This window comes from Lentilitoribacter sp. EG35 (assembly GCF_040784015.1).
GTDB lineage: Bacteria > Pseudomonadota > Alphaproteobacteria > Rhizobiales > Rhizobiaceae > Lentilitoribacter.
Map to the genome: position 1 here is coordinate 65,404 of NZ_JBFNGQ010000011.1, position 20,140 is coordinate 85,543.

Genomic DNA, 20,140 nt, shown 5'->3' on the forward strand with positions numbered 1-20,140 from the left:
ACTATCCTTTAACTGCGCCCGCTGTCATGCCAGTGATAATCTGACGTGATGCAAACAAAGTGAAGATAATCGGCGGGACAGCGAGCAGCATACCCGTTGCCATGATGACACCCCATTCCACGTTAAATTCTGACATGTTGTTCACGATCAATATTGGTACCGTTTTCGTATCTCTATCCGATAAGGCACTTGCTAGTAGATACTCATTCCAAGCTATACGGAAAGTGAATATCGCGGCGGCGGCGAGACCCGGTTTAATTAGCGGCAAGACAATGAGGAAGAAAACTCTAAACGGACCTGCACCATCAATACGTGCGGCTTCTTCAAGCTGAATAGGAACCTGTACTATGAAGCTCTGCAAAATCCAGATCACAAACGGAAGGTTCATTGCTACATAAATGAGGATGATACCTGAATGCGTACCTGCAAGGCAGACATCACCGCGACCACCAAACGTATCTCTTATGAGGCCACCAATGAAACCATCTTTGTCCAAGCAAAATTCATTGTTCCAAAGGCCAAACACCGGAACCAACAAAACAGCAGGTGGGACCATTCGTACGAGCAGGGTGCTCACCGATGCAGTATCTCGACCCATAAATCGAAAACGCACCAATGCATACGCAGCCATACATCCAATAACTAGAGTAAGAATAGTGGATACAAGAGCAATAATAAGTGAATTGACCAATGATCCACCAAATTTCAGCGAACAAAAATCCAAGTGATCGAGTTCATATGGAAGAATGTCACAAAGAGCCGTTTCATAATTTTGGATTGTCGGCAAAAACAGCAGACCAGATGTTCCAGATAAAATGTCTACATCGAGTTTAAATGAATTCACCAACATCAAGACAACAGGTCCGACCGCCATGAAAACTAGAGCTGCTAAAAGCGCAAAATACCCCGGGTGCTGCTTATCGTATGAATTATTGGACATCAGCTATTCTCCTCCCGAACAGCGCGAAGACGCGCAGCACGTGCCTCGCTAATTTTCGTGTAAGCAAACATCGCTAAAGTCAGGGTCAAAAGTAAAAGTAAAAGATAATTCGACATCGCAGCCGCTACGCCAAGTTCTCGGAATTCAGTTGCCGTTCTGGAAATGCGAAGCGCAAGGATTTCTGTGCTGAGTCCGGGGCCACCCTCGGTCATCACAAGAATAACCTCCAGAACTTTGAACGCGTCGATCAATCTCAACAAGCATGTGACGATGAGAACAGGCATCATTAAAGGCAGTTTGATGTGAATGATCTGCTGCCATCCAGTGGCTCCATCAATACGTGCAGCCTCTAACGTAGACCTTGGTAGAGACTGGAGCGCAGCAAGTGTCAGGATAAAAATAAATGGGGTCCATTGCCAGATATCAGCAATGATAATTGACACCAATGCATGTTGGCCGAGCCAATCAACACCATCAAATCCCAGTGATTTTAAGAAACGGTTAAAGGTTCCCACAGTCGGATGGTACATATAGCGCCACATAAGGCCAACCACCACTGGTGCAATCATCATTGGCAGAATAAACATCGTTCTCAAAAGAGACATTCCGCGGATATTTCGATCTAAAAGTAGAGCAAGACCAACACCTAAAATCATCTCAATTGAAACAACAGCTCCAGCAAATTTTAGTGTAACACCGAGGCTTTCTAAGAATGCAGGGTCGTTCAGAAGAGTTATGTAATTCTTTAGCCCCACAAATTCAGTCTCACCAATTGTCTGGCTCGGGTCCCATTTCCGAAAAGAACCGTAGATCATGTAGAGCAAGGGATACAGCAACGCGATTAACATGATCACAGCCGCTGGCGCCAAGAATACGTATGGCGCTAACCGATTTATTGATGTGGTGTTCATCGCATTGCCTAGTTTGAGTTTAATTTAGTAGACAGCCCGTATTAAATCCGGACTGTCATTTTCCTGTGAGGGTTTATTGCCAAGTATAGTAGCCAGCTTCTTCCATGACAGCTTTGGTGCGCTCTGCAACACCATCTAATGCTTCCTGAATATCCGTTCCTTCAGTCAAAACTTTAGAAAGCGTTGTTCCAAGATCAGCGTTGATTTTACCCCATACAGGGATAATCGGACGCCAGTCGGGGTCGGCATGTTGAAGTGCTTCACCAAAGGTTTTCATGTGCGGGAATTTCGCGTTGACTTCTGCATCCGCATGCGTTGAAAAACGTGAAGGGTTGCCACCTGCCAATGCGACCATTTTGTCGCCTTTCTTTGACGTTAGCCACTGCATAAGTAGGAATGCAGCGTCCTTGTTTTCAGCGTTTTTTGGAATACCAATACCAAAACCACCTGTCTGAGAACCGCGACGCACGCCCATTGGGTGCATTGCCCAACCAACTTTATCAACGACTTTTGATTTTGACGGATCATTGATTTGACCTGCTACGACACTGGTGTCTAGGAACATTGCAGTATCGCCATTCAAAAAGGATCCTAAGGCTTCACCAAAGCCAAAGGATGCCGCGCCTTCAGGTCCGCAATCTACTATCTGTTTAAGCGCATTTGCGGCCTTAACACCCGCTTCGTTGTTGACGATTGGGTTCCAGCTATCATCAAAAATGCGACCACCTAGTGGAGCAAGGTGCAATAGGAAAGCATGACTTGCATGGTGGCCTGAAGCTGCACGCGATGAAAGTCCACCCATCCCTGATTCCAACTGAGGAATTTGGCATGCAACATCCAAAAGCTCATCATAAGTTTCAGGAACTTTCAAATTATGTTTTTCAAAGATGTCTTTACGATACCCCAGTACAGATGTTTCTGACCCATATGGTACGCCAAACAAAGAACCCGTTTTACCTGACAAATAACCTTTATTGCCGCCAGCAAACCCGATGTTATAAACATAACCATCGATCAAATCGTCCGCGTCATAGCTTGGATCAGCAAGCTTTGGGTTCATGAAGTAACGCGCTAAGTTTTCCAGTTGGTCAGCATAGACATAATCGGCCTTTGAGAAAACAACATAAGCGATTAGATCATAATCCCCCTCGTCTTGACCCAATTCCAATGTCTGGCGTTCACGCATTTTCAAATAAGGTAGTTGGTCCACTTCAACCTCTATGCCTGTCTCTTTGGTAAATTCAGGCAATATTTGCATCACAGCATTGTAATGCGGATGAGCTGGAAAATTGACGACTAATGTCGTGCCTTCATATTCTTTGTAGGGGTTTGAAAGCGCAGTTGTAGCCAGCATGGCTAATCCTGCGGCGACCCCGGCAATTTTGGTGATAGTATTTAGCATTATTTCCTCCCAATGCGTTGATATCTAGAAACGTTTTTCACTCTTACGATCAAAGATCATGATGTCCTCTGGGTCGATACCAAAGGTTACTGTTTCGCCTGATTGAATGGGGCGAACACTATCAATCTCGACTAGAACTTCATCTTCACCACACCGTGTAGATAGTACCGAAGTTGAACCGAGATATTCAGAAACGACAACTCTTAGAGTTATCTCAGCGAGAGATTTCGACCCCTCAAGCTCCTTTAAAGTCTTAAATGCTGAAGGACGAATTCCAACATAAATACTTCTTTGTGATGTGTGTTCCAACTTTGAAGACAAAGATGTTGATAAAGGTAATGAATAGCCATCACCTTCCACCCACATTTTATCATCTTTAGAGATGAGTTCTCCATCCAAGAAGTTCATTGTTGGGCTTCCCATAAAGCCTGCAACAAATTTGTTCACAGGGCTTTTGAAAAGATCTTCAGGCGATCCCTGCTGTTGGATGATGCCATCGCACATAACCACGATGCGATCACCAAGGGTCATAGCTTCGACCTGATCATGGGTCACATAGATCATATTTTTATTGATTGTTTGTCGCATTTCAGCGAGTTCGGTCCGCATTTTTGCGCGAAGCTTTGCGTCCAAATTTGACAAAGGTTCATCAAATAAAAAAGTGGAAGCATCTCGAACGAGTGCACGTCCCATGGCAACACGTTGTCTCTGCCCGCCAGATAGTTCTGCCGGTTTACGCTCAAGCAGGTGACCGATATTTAACATATCGGCAACCGTTTGAACTTTCTGATCAATTTCGGATTTCGGGCGTTTTTGGAGGCGTAATGCAAATGACATATTACGAGCAATATTCATGTGCGGATAAAGCGCATAATCCTGAAATACCATGGCAATGTCACGATCTTTTGGTTCGAGCGCACTGATCGGCTTGTCATCAAAATATATCTCGCCACCTGAAAGGGTTTCAAGCCCAGCTAGGATGCGCAATGTCGTTGATTTTCCACATCCTGAAGGCCCAACCAACACTGTGAATTCTGCATCATTTAATTCCAAATCGAGCGGTGGTAATACGCGAACGTTTCCGTAACTCTTTTCCACTTGTTGAAGAGAGATTTGTGGCAAATTGGTGATCCTCCCAGAACACATTTCGCTAAATGTTGATCTTAGCCAACATCAAAATGAAAGGACTTGCAATGCGCATGGAAAAGAAACTACGTTAGCGTTAACGTAAATTTCGAACTAAGAAATCAAATGATAGGCGCGGTAAGTTGAGTGAAAAATCTGCGAATAAATCTGCAAAAATTGAAGATGTTGCAAAGGCTGCAAACGTTAGCATTATGAGCGTTTCGCGCGCCATGCGTGGGGTTGAAGGAATTTCACAAAGTAAAAGAAAAGAGATCTTAAAATTAGCTCGAAAAATGGGTTATTACCCTAATAAAGTTGCGGTTTCATTGGCCGCTTCGAGTTCTAATTTGATTGGCGTTTCAGTGCCTACATTATTTGGAACGGTGTTTTCTGAGATCTATGATGGGATGCGTTCTCGATTTGAGAAAGCAGGATTCGCAACGATTATTGATATCTCTGACTATTCTAAATCGCATGAAGAAGCTTGGGTTGAACGCATGATATCATGGCAGCCGGCAGGTATCGTTTTAAGTGGAGTTGATCACAGCGCACGTACACGAGATGAGCTAAGAAGAGCGAAAATACCTGTTCTTGAAATTTGGGATCATACACAAGATCCTATCGACCTATGCGTGGGGATCGATCACGTGGCATCAGGCATGCAAATGGGCCAACATTTGGTTAAGTTGGGTTATAAAAACCCAGCATATATCGGGATTGAAAGCGGTAGGGATATTCGTGCGGACCGGCGACTTATGGGGCTTCAAGAGAGTTTTTCTCAAGCTGGATTGGAGTTTTGTGCATTCGATAGAATATCAAATACTGCTTCCTTTGAAACGGGTTTTAAGGCCGTGTCTAGAGTGTTGAGAAATGGTAACGACGCGCCCGATGTTATGTGTTTTCTTCACGACAATATGGCATTCGGAGGTCTAATGTATTGTGAACAAAATGGAATAGATTGCCCTGAAAATATTGGCATCGTTGGATATAACGGTCTTGGTATAAACGAGGTTCTCAAGAGGCGTATCACCACGTCTATCACACCGAGATTTAGTATGGGGGAGCATGGCGCATCTTTGTTAACTGCGAAAATCCTTGGAGCAAATACTAAAAACCCTCATCCCGAAACAGTCATAATTGATCCGGGACAAACAACACGCCATTTGATCTAAATCGCTGATAAATCCGAAACCTGATTGAAACTGCTCCTCAACTAACGTCTGCTAATGGGATGGACTGGCTGCACCTTTGAGCTTGCGGTTGGTCTGTTAGACTGATTGTTTTGATTAAGAGCATCCCATGACAAATACGGATTTTTCAAACCTTACGGTAGTTGGCATTGATATTGGCAAGGACGTTTTTCACCTTGTTGAATGAAGGTTTGGAATTTTAATAACCACGGGTCTGAGCGTATATCAGTTACGTCAGGCCGTTATTTATTTAAGCCAGAAGCTTGGAATGTTTGAACGGAGCACATGTCGTATTGTTGGTGCACCCCGCAGTACATAGAGTACACAGCAATGTATATCAGCAAACAAATATGATGATGTACTGCATCTTGCCGTGATCCGACTTGCGAAGAAGTATGGTCTGTACAGTTATCATACTAATTGTACAGACTGTCATGAACGATGTTGGTTGCGTTTTTGCGTGGAAGTTGAAGACCATCTTCACTCTATAAACGCTCTACTTTCTTGAGATGGACTATCCAGCCGTTGATGAGAATTGTCTGTAACAGATTGCATCGTATGCTTCGACATGTTCTTTCCAAATTTGAAAACAAATGTCGTACTCTACCGATCTGTACCGGTCACCGAAGGTATTTCGGGTTCGATAGAATTGTTTTGCATGCGCGAGGCGACAGCCAAGGCGATGGCTTGTGCTAGGCAGATTGGTGCCGTCACAGAACGTGATAAAGGCCCATCATGCTCGGGGGTAGCAAACAGGACATGAGCTGATTTAGCCAGCGGTGACAGCGTGCTGTCGGATAGCGCGACGATAGTTCGATTTTGCGATGCAACCTCTTCTACAATCGAAACTACTTCGTTTGCGTAAAAGCGAAAGGAAACAGCCAATAAGACATCATTTTGACTGATAGTTCGCGCAATATGTGTGGCAAGGCCACCACTTGGGTCGAGCATGATACACTTTTTGCCAGCCATAGTCAGAAGGTAGCGAATTAACTCGACCACCGGTGCTGACCGTAATTGTCCCAACAGGAAAACCGTCTCTGCTTTGCTTAGAAAATCCGCCGCCTTTGCTAGGTCTCCCGCATCAATTTCGTCGAGCAGACTTTGAACCGATGCAGCATCGCTGATCACAAGGTCGCGCAGCAGGTTCGCCTCAGAGAGGTCGTCTCTGGATTTAAGTTCTTGCTCGAGTGCATGCACTCGAGCTTCAAATCCCGGTGCTGCCGTAGCAAGGCGTCGTTGGAACAGCACCTGAAGACTTTTGAAACCATCATAGCCAAGTGATTGTGCGAACCTGACAAAGCTGGAGGCGTGAATTCCGCAGCTTTGTGCAATGGCATTGACCGAACGAACTGCCACATCGTTAGGGTTTTGAGTTAGGTACACTGCGATTTGCTGATGCGCTCGGCTCATATCACCATGAAGATCATGGATTAAGCGGATCAGGCTTTCATAATCTTCAGGGGGCAGTTCTTGTGTCATTTAAATTCATCCTCGCTTCATCACGCAATGATCAAACGTCAACCCAGTTTTCGGAAGCCGATGACATTTGAATGTTTTCAACCAGATGTTGAATCCTTAGCCCTTTGCGAAATGAAAACGGCTCGGGCCCTTCTAAGGCAATTGCACGTACATAGCCAGCTACTTCGATGGCTTTCAGATCGTTAAAGCCGACCTGATGACCGGGCGCCACACAGAAATTTCCGTAAGGTGGATGATCCGGTGCAGCTTCAATCCGACGAAATCCCCTTCGACCAGAAGCATCTTCATTTGAATAGAAGTGCAGCTCATTGAATCGTTCTTGGCTAAAGAATAATGCGCCTTTTGATCCATGGATTTCAAAATCGTGCTGCATTTTGCGCCCCGTAGCGATCCAGTTGCCTTCGATTGATCCGCTAGCGCCATTCTCAAACCGTAAAAAAGCACGTCCAATGTCGTCAACTTCAATCGAGCGGCGCCCACCTTTGCCATCCGGGCGCTCTGAAATAGCTGTTACACAATCGCCCATGACCTTGACAATCGGACCTAATAGATATTCAGCGGTTGCCAGCGCGTGGCTACCCAAATCCGCAAGGGCTCCACCGCCAGCCGGATCGTGACGGAATGTGTAAGGGGCATCCGAATGTGCCATATAGTCTTCGGCATGCAAGCCACGATAAGAACGGATTTCGCCTAATTCCCCACCCTCGATCATCTCCTTAGCGAGTTGCATCATTGGGTTACAGAGGTAGTTAAACCCAACTTGGGTTTTTAAGCCCGCTGCTTCAGCAGCTTCAGCCATTTCTGCAGCATCCTTTGCCAATGGCGCTAGCGGTTTTTCGCAATAAACATGTTTACCGGCAGCAATTGCCTCAAGTGCCATTTCTTTATGTAGCGCATTGGGGGCGGTGATATCGATCACGTCGATATCGGGGTTAGTAAGCATGTCACGCCAGTTTGATGTTGCGTTTGCGAACCCAAATTCTTGGGTCGCACGTGCTGCAGCTTCATCGTTAATATCTGCAAGGGTGTGCAGATTGATCTGCATCGGCAAGTCAAACACCTTTTGCGCGGTGGCAAAGCCAAAAACATGGGCCTTGCCCATAAAACCTGACCCGATAAGGCCGATGGAAAGTGTTGGTTTTTCAGTCATGATAGAGCATTCCGATTAACGATCAAACCGGGATCAACTGTCTGATCCAGATAGTTTAGCGCGTTGTCAATTGACGCCAGTGCCATACGTTCACTGGCTTCTTCTGTTAGGCCTGCGATATGTGGCGAGAGAAGTGCGTTGTCACAAGCAGAAAGCGCCATGTTTGCTGAAGGTGGTTCGGTTTCAAACACATCCAACCCAGCGGCGTGTATATGTCCCTTGTTTAAAGCATCTCTCAACGCAACCTCGCAAACGATACCACCGCGGGCGGTATTGGCAATGATCATGCCGGGTTTCATTTGAGCAAATTCTTCAGCAGCCAAGAGAGGCTTATCACCACGCGGGACATGAAGGGACAGACAGTCCGCCCAGGCAAGCCCATCAGCCAAGTTCGATATGGGTTGAATATCCCCCTCAGGCCAACCTTTTGATTGGAGGTATGGGTCATATGCACGTATGGTCATATCGAAACCTGCAGCCATACCCGCAAGTTTTTGCCCAGCGCGACCATAACCGATGATCAGCAAATTTTGTCCTGAAATTTCACGCTGTTCCAGTTGGTTGCGCCAGCCCCATTGCTCGGGGTCACGTACGGCACGATCTGCCCTGATTGCCTGTTTGGCGCCGGCCAAAAGTTGCATCATGGCATGCTCGGCTACGGATACTGAATTGACATCGCCAACTATAGCCAGAGCAATACCGCGCGCGTTTAGGGCATCCACGTCTACCGCGTCATATCCAACGCCGTGGCGTGAGACAACTTTCAGGCGTTTGGCCTTAGCGATTGTGTTAGCCGACAGGGGTTGGGTACGGATCACCAATGCATCTGCATCTGATATCAGGTCTGTATATGACGGTTCGGAGATTTCTTCGATGTAGGTCACTCTTGTGCCTTGCGTTTGCAAGGTCTTAAGCCGAGTAACGCCGGCAGGGTGTAATTTCCCCGCAACAAGCAGATGGGTCATCAATACCCTCCCTCTGCTGAACCAGGTTTTGAACTGCGCCCCACTAAGTCATGCCAAGTCGAGACCGAGGCTGACGCTGCACCTGCAAGCAGACGGGAATCCCCGCCAACGGTCGTCAGATCATATCCCCAGCTGATTGCTTTGGCGGCATAATCCGGCGTTCCACAATGTAGGCAAGCTTTGATATTATTGATCTTGCAAACATCAGCAATTTTCTGGATCAAGGTGATCATCTCGGGCTCCTTGCGGTCAAAACCGGGAGGCAGCCATCCTTCTTGTGTGCCAAGTGTTAGGTCAGCAGGGCCAACGTAGATCCCATCAAGTCCCGGTGTTGCTGCAATCTCTTCTAAATTTGCCATCCCATCGGCGGTTTCGATCATTGCCAATGCCAGTACTTCGTCGTTGGCGGCAACACCATAGCCTGGCATGGCAATGGCGGCTCGTGTTGGGCCAAAGCTACGCTGGCCATGCGGAGGATAACGCATATAGGAGACAAATTCCTCGGCTTCGGCACGTGTGTTGATCATTGGGCAGATGATACCCATTGCACCTGCATCCAATGCCTTCATGATGTAGCCCGGGTCTCGCCACGGCACCCGTGCCATCAGTGTGGCACCTGATGCACGCATCGCCTGAAACATCGGCAAAACACTTGAATAGTCCAAGGCACCATGCTGAATGTCAATGGTTACACTATCATATCCTTGGGCGGCCATGATCTCAGCGGTGAAGGGGTTTCCGATTGAACACCACCCGTTCAGTGCAGGTTTTCCGTCAGTCCACAGGTCTTTGAGTTTATTCTTTTGCATATTCTGCACCTCAAAAAACAATTTGTGATAGTTTGGTATCAAGGTAATCCTCGATTCCTTCACTACCACCTTCACGGCCAAGACCGGAGTAATTTGTGCCGCCAAATGGCGCTTCGGAGGCTGCGAGTGCAAAGGAGTTGATCCCAACCATGCCGGCCTTCAGGGTCGCAGTAGCGCGGCGTGCGCGCTCAGGGTTTTGGGTAAACGCATAGGCTGAGAGACCCATGGTCGACGCGTTGGCTCGAGTTAGCACCTCAGCCTCCTCCGTAAAGCGACTGATTGCGGCGATGGGGCCAAAATTTTCTTCAGAAAAGGCGCGCATATCGTCGGTTACATTACTTAGTACTGTAGGTTCATAGAAGTAACCACTATTGAACTCTGCCGCGCGCTGACCGCCGACTTCCAGCTTGGCGCCAGCCTGAACAGCCTCTTGTACAATCGCATCGACCTCGGTTAAACGGCTGGCATTAATGAGCGGTCCCATCTCAGTAGCATCATCCAAACCGTCCCCTAATGTTAAGGCCGCAGCACGCTTAGAAAACTCGGTCACAAAGTCTGAATACAGGCTGTCGTGAACAAAGAATCTGTCTGGTGTTACGCACACCTGACCTGCATTCCCAAATTTGGAGGGCACGCAGACGTCAAGTGCTGCACCCAGGTTTGCATCGTCAAAGATGATACACGGGGCGTTGCCACCCAACTCCATAGACACCTTTTTGACCGTATCGGCCGCATCACGGATCATCTGCTGGCCGACGCGTGTCGATCCGGTCAGAGAAACCTTGCGTACGCGCGCGTCTTCCATGATTGGCGTATATGTGCTGTCGGTCGAACCGGCAACAAGGTTTACTGCTCCATTAGGTAATCTGCCTGCACGGATACAGTCGACCATGATCATTGCAACTCCGGGAGTTTGCGATGAAGGACGCAGAACGACAGGGCACCCCGCCGCCAAAGCCGGGGCCAGTTTACGTGCTGGCAAAGATGCCGGGAAATTCCACGCTGTGAAAGCACCCACTACACCAACAGCTTCTTTACTGACTTCAAAACGCCCGCCAGGTACGCGGCTTTCAACAACACGACCATAGATGCGCCGCGCTTCTTCTGCATACCAGCGGAACTGATCCACCGAGAGCACCCATTCACGGCCAGATTGCGCGATTGGTTTGCCAGTTTCCAACGAAATCATCTGCGCAGCCTCATCACTGCGCGCTGCCATTTCATCCGCAATGCGATGCAAGGCATCCGCGCGGCCAAAACCGCCCATTTTATGTAATGGTATAACTGCGCTTGCCGCAGCATCGATAGCGCGTCTTGTATCAGAAGCTGTGGCGCTTGCAACTTCTCCAAGAGTTTCTTCCGTAACCGGGCTCATAACTGCAGTGGTTGTTGCGCTTTGCTCCCATCTGCCAGCAATGAAAAGGCCGAATTTCTGGTACATTAGTCTACCTCACTATATATTATTCTGTCTTATTGTCTGACGTTAACGGTCAGAGGCTGAGCAAGGTTCTTGTTAAAGCGATTTCAAGTACAATCACTCCAAAATAAATTCTTGCAATATTTGTTGCAAGTGATATTACAGATCAATAAACATTGCAAGTAGAAATGAAAATCTCATGATGGAGGCGGTATGGCCGGAGATACAATCAGGTTGACAGTGGGGCAGGCACTCGTACGTTACCTTATCAATCAGCACACTGACATTGATGGACAAAAGGTGCCACTTTTTGCCGGGGTCTTTGGTATTTTTGGTCATGGTAATGTGACGTGCCTGTCTGAGGCGCTTGAGCAAGTGCAAGATATATTGCCGACGTGGCGGGGGCAGAACGAGCAATCCATGGCGTTGGCCGCAATAGGCTATGGCAAGGCAAAACTGCGTCGCCAGATTATGATTGCAACCACATCCGTTGGACCGGGTGCCACCAATATGGTGACAGCTGCAGGTGTCGCACATGCTAATCGCCTTCCAGTTTTGCTATTGTCGGGCGATACCTATAACAACCGCTTGCCAGACCCTGTATTGCAACAAGTCGAACACTTTGGTGAGCCTTCAACAAGTGTAAACGATAGCTTTCGTGCCGTTTCACGGTTCTGGGACAGGATCACTCATCCAGCTCAGATTATTTCGTCTTTACCGCAGGCAGTGGCAACCATGCTTGATCCTGCCGATTGCGGCCCTGCATTTATTGGCCTGCCTCAGGATATTCAGGAAATAGCCTATGATTATCCTGTTGAGTTTTTTGAAGAAACATTATGGACTATTCCACGTTCTCGCCCTGATCGAGATCAGGTTGCAGCCGCAGTGGAGCTTTTGAAAACTGCCAAAAAACCGTTGATCATCTCTGGCGGCGGCGTTCGTTACTCAGGGGCCGAAAAAGCGCTGGCAGAATTCGCTGAGGCGCGTGGCATCCCGATGGCTGAAACCATTGCAGGTAAGGGGGCGGTTATGCATGATCACCCCGCCTATGTTGGTCCACTTGGCATCGAAGGCACGGATGCGGCTAAGGAATTAGCCGAAGGTGCAGATGTTGTCATTGCTGTTGGCACGCGGTTACAGGACTTTACCACAGGTTCATGGACTACATTCAACCACAATACCCAGTTTATCAATATCAATGCAGCGCGTTTTGATGCACGTAAACATCGATCCTTGCCGGTGGTTGGCGATGCGTTGGAGAGCTTGGCAGATCTTGATGCTTCTTTAGATGACTGGACTTGTGGCACAAAACATATGGCGGAGGCGCAGGTGCTTTATGCCAACTGGAATTCTATGCTTGATGCAGGGCAGGCCCCAACAGATGCCGCTGTTCCAAGCTATGCACAGGTTATTGCCGTTGTAAATAAAGCTGCAACCGCCAAGGATACGATGGTTACCGCCGCAGGTGGTTTGCCAGGTGAGACAGTCAAGAATTGGCGTGTGAAAGCCCCCAACACTTTTGATTGCGAATTTGGCTTCTCCTGCATGGGCTATGAAATTGCAGGCGCGTGGGGTCATGCCATGGCAAAGAATGGTGATGGTGTGCCGATCGTAATGGTTGGTGACGGGTCTTACATGTTGATGAATTCCGACATCTATTCTTCTGTTCTGTCCGGGCATAAATTGATTGTAGTTGTTTGCGATAATGGTGGATTTGGTGTCATTAACCGTTTGCAGACAGGTATGGGCGTGCCGGGTTTCAATAACCTGCTCAAAGATTCGCGCGTGTTGAACAGAAATAATCCGTTGCATGTGGACTTTGCAAAACACGCAGAATCCATGGGTGCCCTGTCGCGCCACTGCGAGAGTCTTGCCGATCTTGAAGAGGCTATGGAATGGGCGCAAACTACGGACCGCACGACGGTCATCAGTATTAATTCCGATGCTTATACATGGACGCCTGGTGGCGCAGATTGGTATGTAGGCGTCCCTGAAATCAACGAGCGAAAAAGTATCCAGGATGCCCGAAAAGGGCAGGAAGCCTTTCGCGCAAAACAACGCAGGGGGATCTGATCCATGCTTAATGCTCAATTGGGAATCGCGCCCATAGCGTGGTGGAATGACGATTTGGCCGAACTGTCAGACGATGTCAGCCTTGATGAGTGTTTACGTCAGGCGGCAGAAGCGGGTCTCACGGGGATGGAAACAGGTCGCCGTTTTCCGATGAACATGGAAGAACTTGGTCCAATTTTGGATCGCCACGGGATTTCTGTCTGCGGTGGTTGGTTTTCAGGCCGGTTGCTTGACGGCGATGTTGAGGCTGAAAAAGATCGCATTGCCGAACAGCATGCATTCTTTAAAGCGGCTGGCGCTCCTTGCATAGTTTATGGAGAAACCGCACGCTCAGTTCAGGGTGAACGTAATACACCGTTGGCGCAAAAACCCAAACTGACCGAAGTGGAGATGGCAATCTATGGGCGCAAGGTATCAGATTTTGCTGACTGGTGCTCAGCAGAAGGTATGCCGCTAAGTTATCATCATCATATGGCAGCGGCGGTGGAAACCGAGGCCGAGCTTGACCTCTTTATGAAACATTCTTCAGTGCCTCTGTTGTTTGATGCAGGTCATATGGCCTTTGCCGGTGGCGACAATTTGCGAGTGATCGAAAATCATCACGCGCGGATTAGTCATGTGCACACCAAAGATGTGCGGATGCCTGTAATCGATGCGTTGGATCGAACTCGTGAAAGTTTTCTTGATGCGGTCATCAAAGGTGCGTTCACAGTTCCAGGTGACGGATCGCTTGATTTTGAAGTGATTGTGAAATCCCTTGCCACCAAGGGGTACGAGGGCTGGTTCGTTATCGAAGCAGAACAGGACCCAATAGCAAACCCGCCATTGGAAATGGCTATCAAAGGACGTGCTGAGCTGAAACGCGTGATGGATGCCGCAGGCTACAAGGTGTAAGTATGAATCGAATAGATGGTAAGATTGCAGTCATAACAGGTGGGACGCAGGGGTTAGGTGCTGCCGTTGCGAGGTTATTTGCAGATGCGGGAGCCGCTGGCATTGTCATCGTTGGTCGCGGTGTTGAAAAGGGCGAGGCAAAAGCGAGCGAGATAACGCAGGCCACAGGAGTGTCTGTTCATATGGTCACAGCTGATCTTGCCGATATGGATGATGTACGAAGTATTATGAATAAAGCGGATGATCTGTTCGGGCGCGTTGATATCCTTGTGAACGCTGCAGGTCTTACTGACCGTGGAAATCTACTTAATACGACGCCAGAATTGTTTGATGAAATGATTGCTGTAAATACCCGCGCGCCGTTTTTTCTTATACAGGATGCGGTAGCGATCATGGAGCGGGAAGGGGTTGAAGGCCGAATTGTGAATATCGGATCGGTTTCTGGTCAGGTCGGTCAACCTTTCCTTGCGCCGTACGCTACGTCCAAGGGCGCACTTTCGACCCTAACGCGACATGCAGGCTACGCACTAATGCGTAATCGCATTCACGTTAATCAGCTCGATATCGGATGGATGAATTCCGACCACGAACGCAAGATTCAAGAAGCAGAATCTGGTGACCCGAATTTCATCGATAAACAAGCGGCTTTATTACCATTTGGGCGATTACTTGATACTGAAGAGGTAGCAAGAGCCGTGTTGTGGATGGCATCTGATGATAGTGGTATGCTGACTGGATCGGTTATTCATTTTGATCAGTCGGTTTGGGGTGGCTGTGATACGCAAGCACCAGCGCCAGCAAGTAAGTTGGTGCCTTGATCGTAAAGAGTACCTTACTGGAATTGCTGTCGCAGAAGAACGCGTTAATGATCACGCATAGGTAGGGTGCGGACCCATTCTAGCTCATCTGTTGAAAAGATGCAGTGATGCGAGTGAATTGGAAGCAGCACATGCAACCGTATGACCGTGAACAGTGTGAAGATTCGCTTTTCATACTTCCGACAATGAGCTTTGTCCTATAATTTGGAACAATATGTTTCTGAAATAGTGACTTCTTCTCATCTTACGAATGGGATAACCTCTGATCAGCAGAGGAGTAGTATTTATGTCTGATAACAGTTCACCGATCATTGCAGCAAAATTTCCAACTAAGGTCGAGTTGGAGGAGGGGAAAAATTATTATTGGTGCAAATGTGGGCGATCAAAGAAGCAGCCGTTTTGTGATGGATCACACGCGGGAACAGATATCACACCGATGAAGTTTACAGCTGATAAAACAGCTGCAGCTGCTCTTTGCCAATGTAAAGCAAGTGCGAATGCGCCATTTTGTGATGGGACACATGCGCAGTTAGGCGAACTACAAGTTGGCGATAATGCTCCAAAAGTTAAATCAAAAGACACCGTGCCTGTAGCTGTTGCAACGCCGGAAGAGCCAACGGTTGCACGTATCCATGAGCTTGCACGAGACGGGCTCTCAAAACTTGGTCACCATGGTGAAATGGGTTCAATGGGTGTGCCGAGAAAAGATTTACCTCATTGGGATGATATTCAGGTCTTACCCGCGCAAATGGCGCGTAAGCCGCTGTTGGATGATGTGCCTGTTAAAACAGAAATAATCATTGGCCCGCGCGCATTGAAACCGCTGCAACTTGATATACCTCTCTTTGTTTCAGATATGAGCTACGGTGCGTTATCGGAAGAAGCAAAGACGGCATTAGCGAGAGGGGCTGAACTCGCCGGGACTGGGATATGTTCAGGCGAAGGCGGGATGTTGCCTGAAGAGAAGGCTGAAAATCGCCGTTATTTCTACGAACTCGCCTCAGCTCAATTTGGCTGGAAACCTGAATTGGTAGAAAATGTCCAGGCATTCCATTTCAAAGGTGGGCAGGGCGCAAAAACGGGTACAGGTGGTCATTTGCCTGGCGATAAAGTGCAAGGAAAAATTGCGGAAGTTCGCGGGTTGGAATCAGGACAAAGCGCTATTTCGCCAGCAACATTTCCAGATTTAAGGACACCCTCTGATTTTAAAAAAATCGCCGATGAAGTACGTGAACGATCCGGCGGTGTTCCAATTGGGTTCAAGCTGTCCGCAAATCATATCGAAGATGATATCGATTTTGCATTGGAAGCAAGCGCCGATTACATCATTCTCGATGGTAGAGGCGGCGGTACAGGTGCTGCTCCATTGATTTTTAGAGATCATATATCTGTTCCAACCATTCCTGCTCTGGCCAGAGCACGCAAGCATCTTGATGCTAAAACCGGGCGCGATGTAACATTGGTGATTACAGGTGGTCTACGTGTGGCAGAAGACTTTGTTAAAGCACTTGCGCTGGGTGCCGATGCTGTTGCTGTTTCAAATTCGGCGATGCAAGCCGTAGGGTGCATTGCAGCCAGAATGTGTAATTCCAACAATTGCCCAGTTGGTGTTGCAACACAGAAGCCAGAATTACGAGCAAGATTGAACGTTCAAAACGGAGCTGAAAAACTCGCGAGATATTTTGGTGCGAGCGTGGAACTTATGCAAGTGCTGGCCCGCGCATGCGGTCATTCTGATTTAAACTCATTTTCACATCACGATATAACGACTTGGAAAAGAGAGATGGCACATTTAAGTGGTATTCGTTTTGCTGGCATTGAGTTGTAAATTCCATATGCTTGAGGATTTAACGTTCAGAGAAAAACCACTCTCATCGGATATGCAAATATTGTTAAATGAATATCCGCGAGAAGCTTGGGAAGGGCATCCAAACTTCAAAAATGCCACACGGCAATGGCTCGGTGCACATCAGATGTTCCGTCGCTTGAGTGAAATTGTACGTGGCGATACCGAGCAATATCTCGATAAGAAAGTAGAGGCCGAAAAATATGCGTCACGTCTTTCCGTCTATGGTAGCCGACTTGTTGGCAACTTACATGGGCACCATGGCTGGGAAGACTATGAGTTTTTTCCGGAATTATCTTCCGCCGATCAACGATTTGATAGTGGGTTGGAGATTTTAGAAAAAGACCACGAGGTTTTGGACACGGTGTTAGATCGGTTCACAAAATCTGCAAACAGTTCAATTCAAATGTTGCAGATGGACGAAGCTGGTGCACGTGATTTTGTTGGTGAAGTTCATGAGGCATCAGAAGCAGTTGAGAAACTTCTTGCGAGGCATTTGGTGGATGAAGAAGAGCTGGCTGTTCCGATTATCATTCATCATAAGTTACGGGGATAATTGTGTTATATCCCTACATTTCAAGTTAAGGCAAATAAATTGACAGAACCCACAATTCCAAAAATAGATACCTCAAAGGAAGAACTTCAGAGTGATGTCGTTGAGCGCAGGGCGAAAGGTGAGTTTGTTCGGGGTGTTAGCAAATTCAGGTCTCGAATCGGTGAGCCTGAATTCCCGGCAGAGTTTGGTAGATATCATTTATTTGTTGCTTTTAACTGCCCGTGGTGTCACCGCGTTATCTTAGCAAGAAACGTTCTTGGTTTGCAGGATAGTATCTCGATGGATGTCGCATTTCCGAGCCGCACAGGAGATGATGATCCTGTTGAGTCAAATCGATGGGAGTTTAACCCAGAACGAATTGCAACACTTACAGGTACTGTTTTGCCCGAATGCACATTTGAAACGGCGACCGGAAAACAGCTTCGCCTTGTAACTGAAATATATCAGGAAGAGGGTTCAAAGGAAGCATCTGTTCCAATTTTATATGACAAGAAAACCAAGCGGATTGTGAACAATGAAAGTTCTGAAATTGTCCGCATGTTAAATGAGAATGCCAGGTTGCTTGGCAGTGAAATATCGGGTGACAATTTGCCTGATTTATATCCGTTGGGCATCGAGAACGAGCCTTTGCGTGACGACATCGATACGTTAAACACTCAGATTTATGTGGCAATAAATAATGGTGCTTATAAAGCTGGTTTTTCATCAGATCAGGCTATTTACGCAAAAGCGTTTGAAGATTACTTTGCGATGTTAGATGAGCTTGAAAATCGGCTTTCCGCGGACGATCGACCATACCTAACAGGTGATAAATTCACCGAAGCTGATTTGCGCCTTTTCCCGACGCTCTTCCGCCATGATCCAGTTTATTATGTGCGTATGAAATTGAATGGTGCTCGGATTCTGGATTACCCTAACCTTTGGCGATGGCTCTGTCGTGTATACGCGATAAACGGCGTTGCCGAGAGTAATTCTCTTACTCACTGTCGACAGGGCTATTTTGGACGCTCATGGAATAATGTCATTCCACTAGGACCAATGCACCCGATGACATATCCAGAAGCTTATGAGCATCCGGAGCTGACTGATAAGTAGATCACATAATGAGTTCTGCCTGCTAGCAGGCCAGTATTAAACGCCTGGAGTTATCGGCCGGCTAATTGCAATTTTACTGGAAGAACAGGAAGTTCGAGCACCGCTTTGAAGATAAATTTCAGCTCAGGTATGAACTGGATGCTTGTTGGATACCGATACTGGGATACTTGCAGACTTGCAGACTAGAGCTATCGCTCTTTGAGTTCTAAAGCTTTCTTTGCGAGCCAACCAATTGGGTTTTTTGGTCTGCAAAGTTGATATAGGTTAACTGATTTAGTCCCAAACCGTCTCTTGAATGGTTCGTCACCGATATTGAAATCTGCGATTGTGCCACCGTTTTCATGCCAGTTTTTGAGCAGTGCATCAACCATCAACATTGTTGGAGAATATTTGCCAAATCGATCGTAATCGGCGCCCATTAATATGCCATGATGTGTGCCATCTCTCGATAAACCGAAGAGAGCACCAACCAGTTCTCCGTCAGCACTCAATTTATGAACATGTACGAAACCGTGATTTGAGCCAGTTTTCGCGATCTTTCTATAAAAAGATAGTACAAAATCTTGTTGTATGGGATCACCTTCAAAACGGCCCGCGCGCAGTTTCTGAATGTCTTCAATGGCGTTTGCGGCTTCTGTTCCAGTGAGAGATTCAAATTTTAATTGGGCTTCTCTGTTAAATTTACGTGATATTCTATCGATCTCTTTACGAAACTTACTATTGTAAGTCTCCTCGCGCCATTCTTTGAACGATGAGCCAATTTGCATTTCATGCGAAGAGAAATTTAGCTTCTCATATTCTCCTGAAAAGAAGAGAGACCATAGACTAAGCGTTTGTTCTCTAATGGGTTTCAAACGCAAAATATCATATTTGCCAATAACCTTATCGATGATGGTCGGTAGATGATCTTCCTTCATCAGATCAACCATGTTTTTGTCAACAATCGGTGCGGAGTAATCGCTCACGCCCAAGTCCGCAGATTCGAGCAACTGGACGCCGTTTACTCGACGTATTGTCATAGGCAACACGAATACGAGTTCCTGTTTTTCCGGTAAACGACCTGTAATGATGACTGGATGAGCGTTTCGGTTAGGAGCTATTTTTTGATAAAGTTCATGTAACCAGACAGGTTTTTGAAATGCGGTTGCATTCGATTTTTCAAAGAGATCATGGAAATCTGATGATTGAAAGTCAAATTTATTTTCGATCTGGATGTTAAAATGAGAAACAATGAGTTCATCCGTTTTTTTTACACTTGTTTCGGGCATTTTGACTTTTGCAAACTTGATGCAAAACCTTCTAGCTTAGATATAAATTGGTACAAATACTAACTGACACCACTTCCAATTGCAGAAGCTACCAACAATTGTTTAAAAAATTGAAAACAACGATACAGCTGGATCGTAATGAATTCCACTAAGCGGGTCAGATACCTGTCAGTGACATGAAATTACAAGCTTGCGGAGT

General features: G+C 47.0%; 17 protein-coding genes. 7 read left to right on the forward strand and 10 right to left on the reverse strand.

All coding sequences use genetic code 11. The features are described 5' to 3' along the window. Nucleotide 1: 1 nt before the first annotated feature. The 4 genes from AB2J24_RS16725 to AB2J24_RS16740 form a co-directional block, all read right to left on the reverse strand. Nucleotides 2–940: a carbohydrate ABC transporter permease gene (locus tag AB2J24_RS16725; RefSeq protein ID WP_162652181.1), complete on the reverse strand. Its 939-nt coding sequence runs from the start codon at nucleotides 938–940 to the stop codon at nucleotides 2–4. Further along, nucleotides 940–1,851 carry a carbohydrate ABC transporter permease gene (locus AB2J24_RS16730; RefSeq protein ID WP_367386300.1) on the reverse strand — a complete coding sequence of 304 codons (912 nt, stop codon included), beginning with the start codon at nucleotides 1,849–1,851 and terminating at the stop codon, nucleotides 940–942. The genes AB2J24_RS16725 and AB2J24_RS16730 overlap by 1 nt, the downstream gene beginning before the upstream one ends. Nucleotides 1,852–1,924: 73 nt before the next feature. Next, complete coding sequence (locus tag AB2J24_RS16735) at nucleotides 1,925–3,253, reverse strand: extracellular solute-binding protein (RefSeq protein ID WP_367386301.1); 1,329 nt, start codon at nucleotides 3,251–3,253, stop codon at nucleotides 1,925–1,927. A 24-nt stretch (nucleotides 3,254–3,277) separates the two neighbouring features. Next, complete coding sequence (locus tag AB2J24_RS16740; protein WP_367386302.1) at nucleotides 3,278–4,375, reverse strand: ABC transporter ATP-binding protein; 1,098 nt, start codon at nucleotides 4,373–4,375, stop codon at nucleotides 3,278–3,280. Nucleotides 4,376–4,521: 146 nt separating this feature from the next. Between AB2J24_RS16740 and AB2J24_RS16745 the strand changes: the two genes are divergently transcribed. Next, nucleotides 4,522–5,550, forward strand: a complete 1,029-nt coding sequence (locus tag AB2J24_RS16745) for a LacI family DNA-binding transcriptional regulator (protein WP_367386303.1) — start codon at nucleotides 4,522–4,524, stop codon at nucleotides 5,548–5,550. Nucleotides 5,551–6,171: 621 nt separating this feature from the next. On the opposite strand, the gene AB2J24_RS16750 is transcribed toward AB2J24_RS16745, so the two are convergent. The 5 genes from AB2J24_RS16750 to AB2J24_RS16770 are packed head-to-tail and all read right to left on the reverse strand — an operon-like array spanning nucleotide 6,172 to nucleotide 11,415. Continuing rightward, complete coding sequence (locus tag AB2J24_RS16750) at nucleotides 6,172–7,050, reverse strand: MurR/RpiR family transcriptional regulator (protein WP_367386304.1); 879 nt, start codon at nucleotides 7,048–7,050, stop codon at nucleotides 6,172–6,174. A 31-nt stretch (nucleotides 7,051–7,081) separates the two neighbouring features. Beyond that, on the reverse strand, nucleotides 7,082–8,200 hold the full coding sequence (locus AB2J24_RS16755) for a Gfo/Idh/MocA family protein (protein WP_367386305.1): 1,119 nt from the start codon (nucleotides 8,198–8,200) through the stop codon (nucleotides 7,082–7,084). Further along, a complete protein-coding gene (locus AB2J24_RS16760; RefSeq protein WP_367386306.1) occupies nucleotides 8,197–9,165 on the reverse strand; it encodes a hydroxyacid dehydrogenase in 969 nt (322 codons plus the stop codon). The genes AB2J24_RS16755 and AB2J24_RS16760 overlap by 4 nt, the downstream gene beginning before the upstream one ends. Next, the gene (locus AB2J24_RS16765) at nucleotides 9,165–9,974 is read right to left on the reverse strand and encodes an HpcH/HpaI aldolase family protein (RefSeq protein ID WP_367386307.1); all 810 of its coding nucleotides are present in this window, start codon (nucleotides 9,972–9,974) and stop codon (nucleotides 9,165–9,167) included. The genes AB2J24_RS16760 and AB2J24_RS16765 overlap by 1 nt, the downstream gene beginning before the upstream one ends. A gap of 10 nt (nucleotides 9,975–9,984) precedes the next feature. Continuing rightward, the gene (locus AB2J24_RS16770) at nucleotides 9,985–11,415 is read right to left on the reverse strand and encodes an NAD-dependent succinate-semialdehyde dehydrogenase (RefSeq protein ID WP_367386308.1); all 1,431 of its coding nucleotides are present in this window, start codon (nucleotides 11,413–11,415) and stop codon (nucleotides 9,985–9,987) included. 189 nt (nucleotides 11,416–11,604) lie between these two features. Here AB2J24_RS16770 and iolD point away from each other — a divergent pair, with 189 nt between their 5' ends. From iolD to AB2J24_RS16800, 6 genes are all read left to right on the forward strand, one after another. After that, nucleotides 11,605–13,464, forward strand: a complete 1,860-nt coding sequence (gene iolD, locus AB2J24_RS16775) for a 3D-(3,5/4)-trihydroxycyclohexane-1,2-dione acylhydrolase (decyclizing) (RefSeq protein WP_367386309.1) — start codon at nucleotides 11,605–11,607, stop codon at nucleotides 13,462–13,464. Nucleotides 13,465–13,467: 3 nt separating this feature from the next. Beyond that, entirely contained in the window at nucleotides 13,468–14,358 is an 891-nt protein-coding gene (gene iolE, locus AB2J24_RS16780) for a myo-inosose-2 dehydratase (protein ID WP_162652170.1), read from the forward strand. A 2-nt stretch (nucleotides 14,359–14,360) separates the two neighbouring features. Beyond that, entirely contained in the window at nucleotides 14,361–15,176 is an 816-nt protein-coding gene (locus AB2J24_RS16785) for an SDR family oxidoreductase (protein WP_367386310.1), read from the forward strand. Between the two features lie 286 nt (nucleotides 15,177–15,462). After that, nucleotides 15,463–17,004: a glutamate synthase-related protein gene (locus AB2J24_RS16790; RefSeq protein ID WP_367386311.1), complete on the forward strand. Its 1,542-nt coding sequence runs from the start codon at nucleotides 15,463–15,465 to the stop codon at nucleotides 17,002–17,004. Between the two features lie 7 nt (nucleotides 17,005–17,011). Further along, entirely contained in the window at nucleotides 17,012–17,578 is a 567-nt protein-coding gene (locus AB2J24_RS16795) for a hemerythrin domain-containing protein (protein WP_367386312.1), read from the forward strand. A 39-nt stretch (nucleotides 17,579–17,617) separates the two neighbouring features. Next, nucleotides 17,618–18,673 (forward strand): glutathione S-transferase C-terminal domain-containing protein, encoded by a 1,056-nt coding sequence (locus AB2J24_RS16800; protein WP_197742797.1) that lies wholly within the window; start codon nucleotides 17,618–17,620, stop codon nucleotides 18,671–18,673. A gap of 188 nt (nucleotides 18,674–18,861) precedes the next feature. Here AB2J24_RS16800 and AB2J24_RS16805 read toward each other — a convergent pair whose 3' ends face one another. Next, complete coding sequence (locus tag AB2J24_RS16805; RefSeq protein WP_367386313.1) at nucleotides 18,862–19,941, reverse strand: GNAT family N-acetyltransferase; 1,080 nt, start codon at nucleotides 19,939–19,941, stop codon at nucleotides 18,862–18,864. Nucleotides 19,942–20,140: the final 199 nt, after the last annotated feature.

Bases quoted from the DNA above. Each gene is read 5' to 3' on its own strand.
- AB2J24_RS16725 (WP_162652181.1), bottom strand. From the start codon at position 940: ATGTCCAATAATTCATACGATAAGCAGCACCCGGGGTATTTTGCGCTT.
- AB2J24_RS16730 (WP_367386300.1), bottom strand. From the start codon at position 1,851: ATGAACACCACATCAATAAATCGGTTAGCGCCATACGTATTCTTGGCG.
- AB2J24_RS16735 (WP_367386301.1), bottom strand. From the start codon at position 3,253: ATGCTAAATACTATCACCAAAATTGCCGGGGTCGCCGCAGGATTAGCC.
- AB2J24_RS16750 (WP_367386304.1), bottom strand. From the start codon at position 7,050: ATGACACAAGAACTGCCCCCTGAAGATTATGAAAGCCTGATCCGCTTA.
- AB2J24_RS16755 (WP_367386305.1), bottom strand. From the start codon at position 8,200: ATGACTGAAAAACCAACACTTTCCATCGGCCTTATCGGGTCAGGTTTT.
- AB2J24_RS16760 (WP_367386306.1), bottom strand. From the start codon at position 9,165: ATGACCCATCTGCTTGTTGCGGGGAAATTACACCCTGCCGGCGTTACT.
- AB2J24_RS16765 (WP_367386307.1), bottom strand. From the start codon at position 9,974: ATGCAAAAGAATAAACTCAAAGACCTGTGGACTGACGGAAAACCTGCA.
- AB2J24_RS16770 (WP_367386308.1), bottom strand. From the start codon at position 11,415: ATGTACCAGAAATTCGGCCTTTTCATTGCTGGCAGATGGGAGCAAAGC.
- iolD (WP_367386309.1), top strand. From the start codon at position 11,605: ATGGCCGGAGATACAATCAGGTTGACAGTGGGGCAGGCACTCGTACGT.
- iolE (WP_162652170.1), top strand. From the start codon at position 13,468: ATGCTTAATGCTCAATTGGGAATCGCGCCCATAGCGTGGTGGAATGAC.
- AB2J24_RS16785 (WP_367386310.1), top strand. From the start codon at position 14,361: ATGAATCGAATAGATGGTAAGATTGCAGTCATAACAGGTGGGACGCAG.
- AB2J24_RS16790 (WP_367386311.1), top strand. From the start codon at position 15,463: ATGTCTGATAACAGTTCACCGATCATTGCAGCAAAATTTCCAACTAAG.
- AB2J24_RS16795 (WP_367386312.1), top strand. From the start codon at position 17,012: ATGCTTGAGGATTTAACGTTCAGAGAAAAACCACTCTCATCGGATATG.
- AB2J24_RS16805 (WP_367386313.1), bottom strand. From the start codon at position 19,941: ATGCCCGAAACAAGTGTAAAAAAAACGGATGAACTCATTGTTTCTCAT.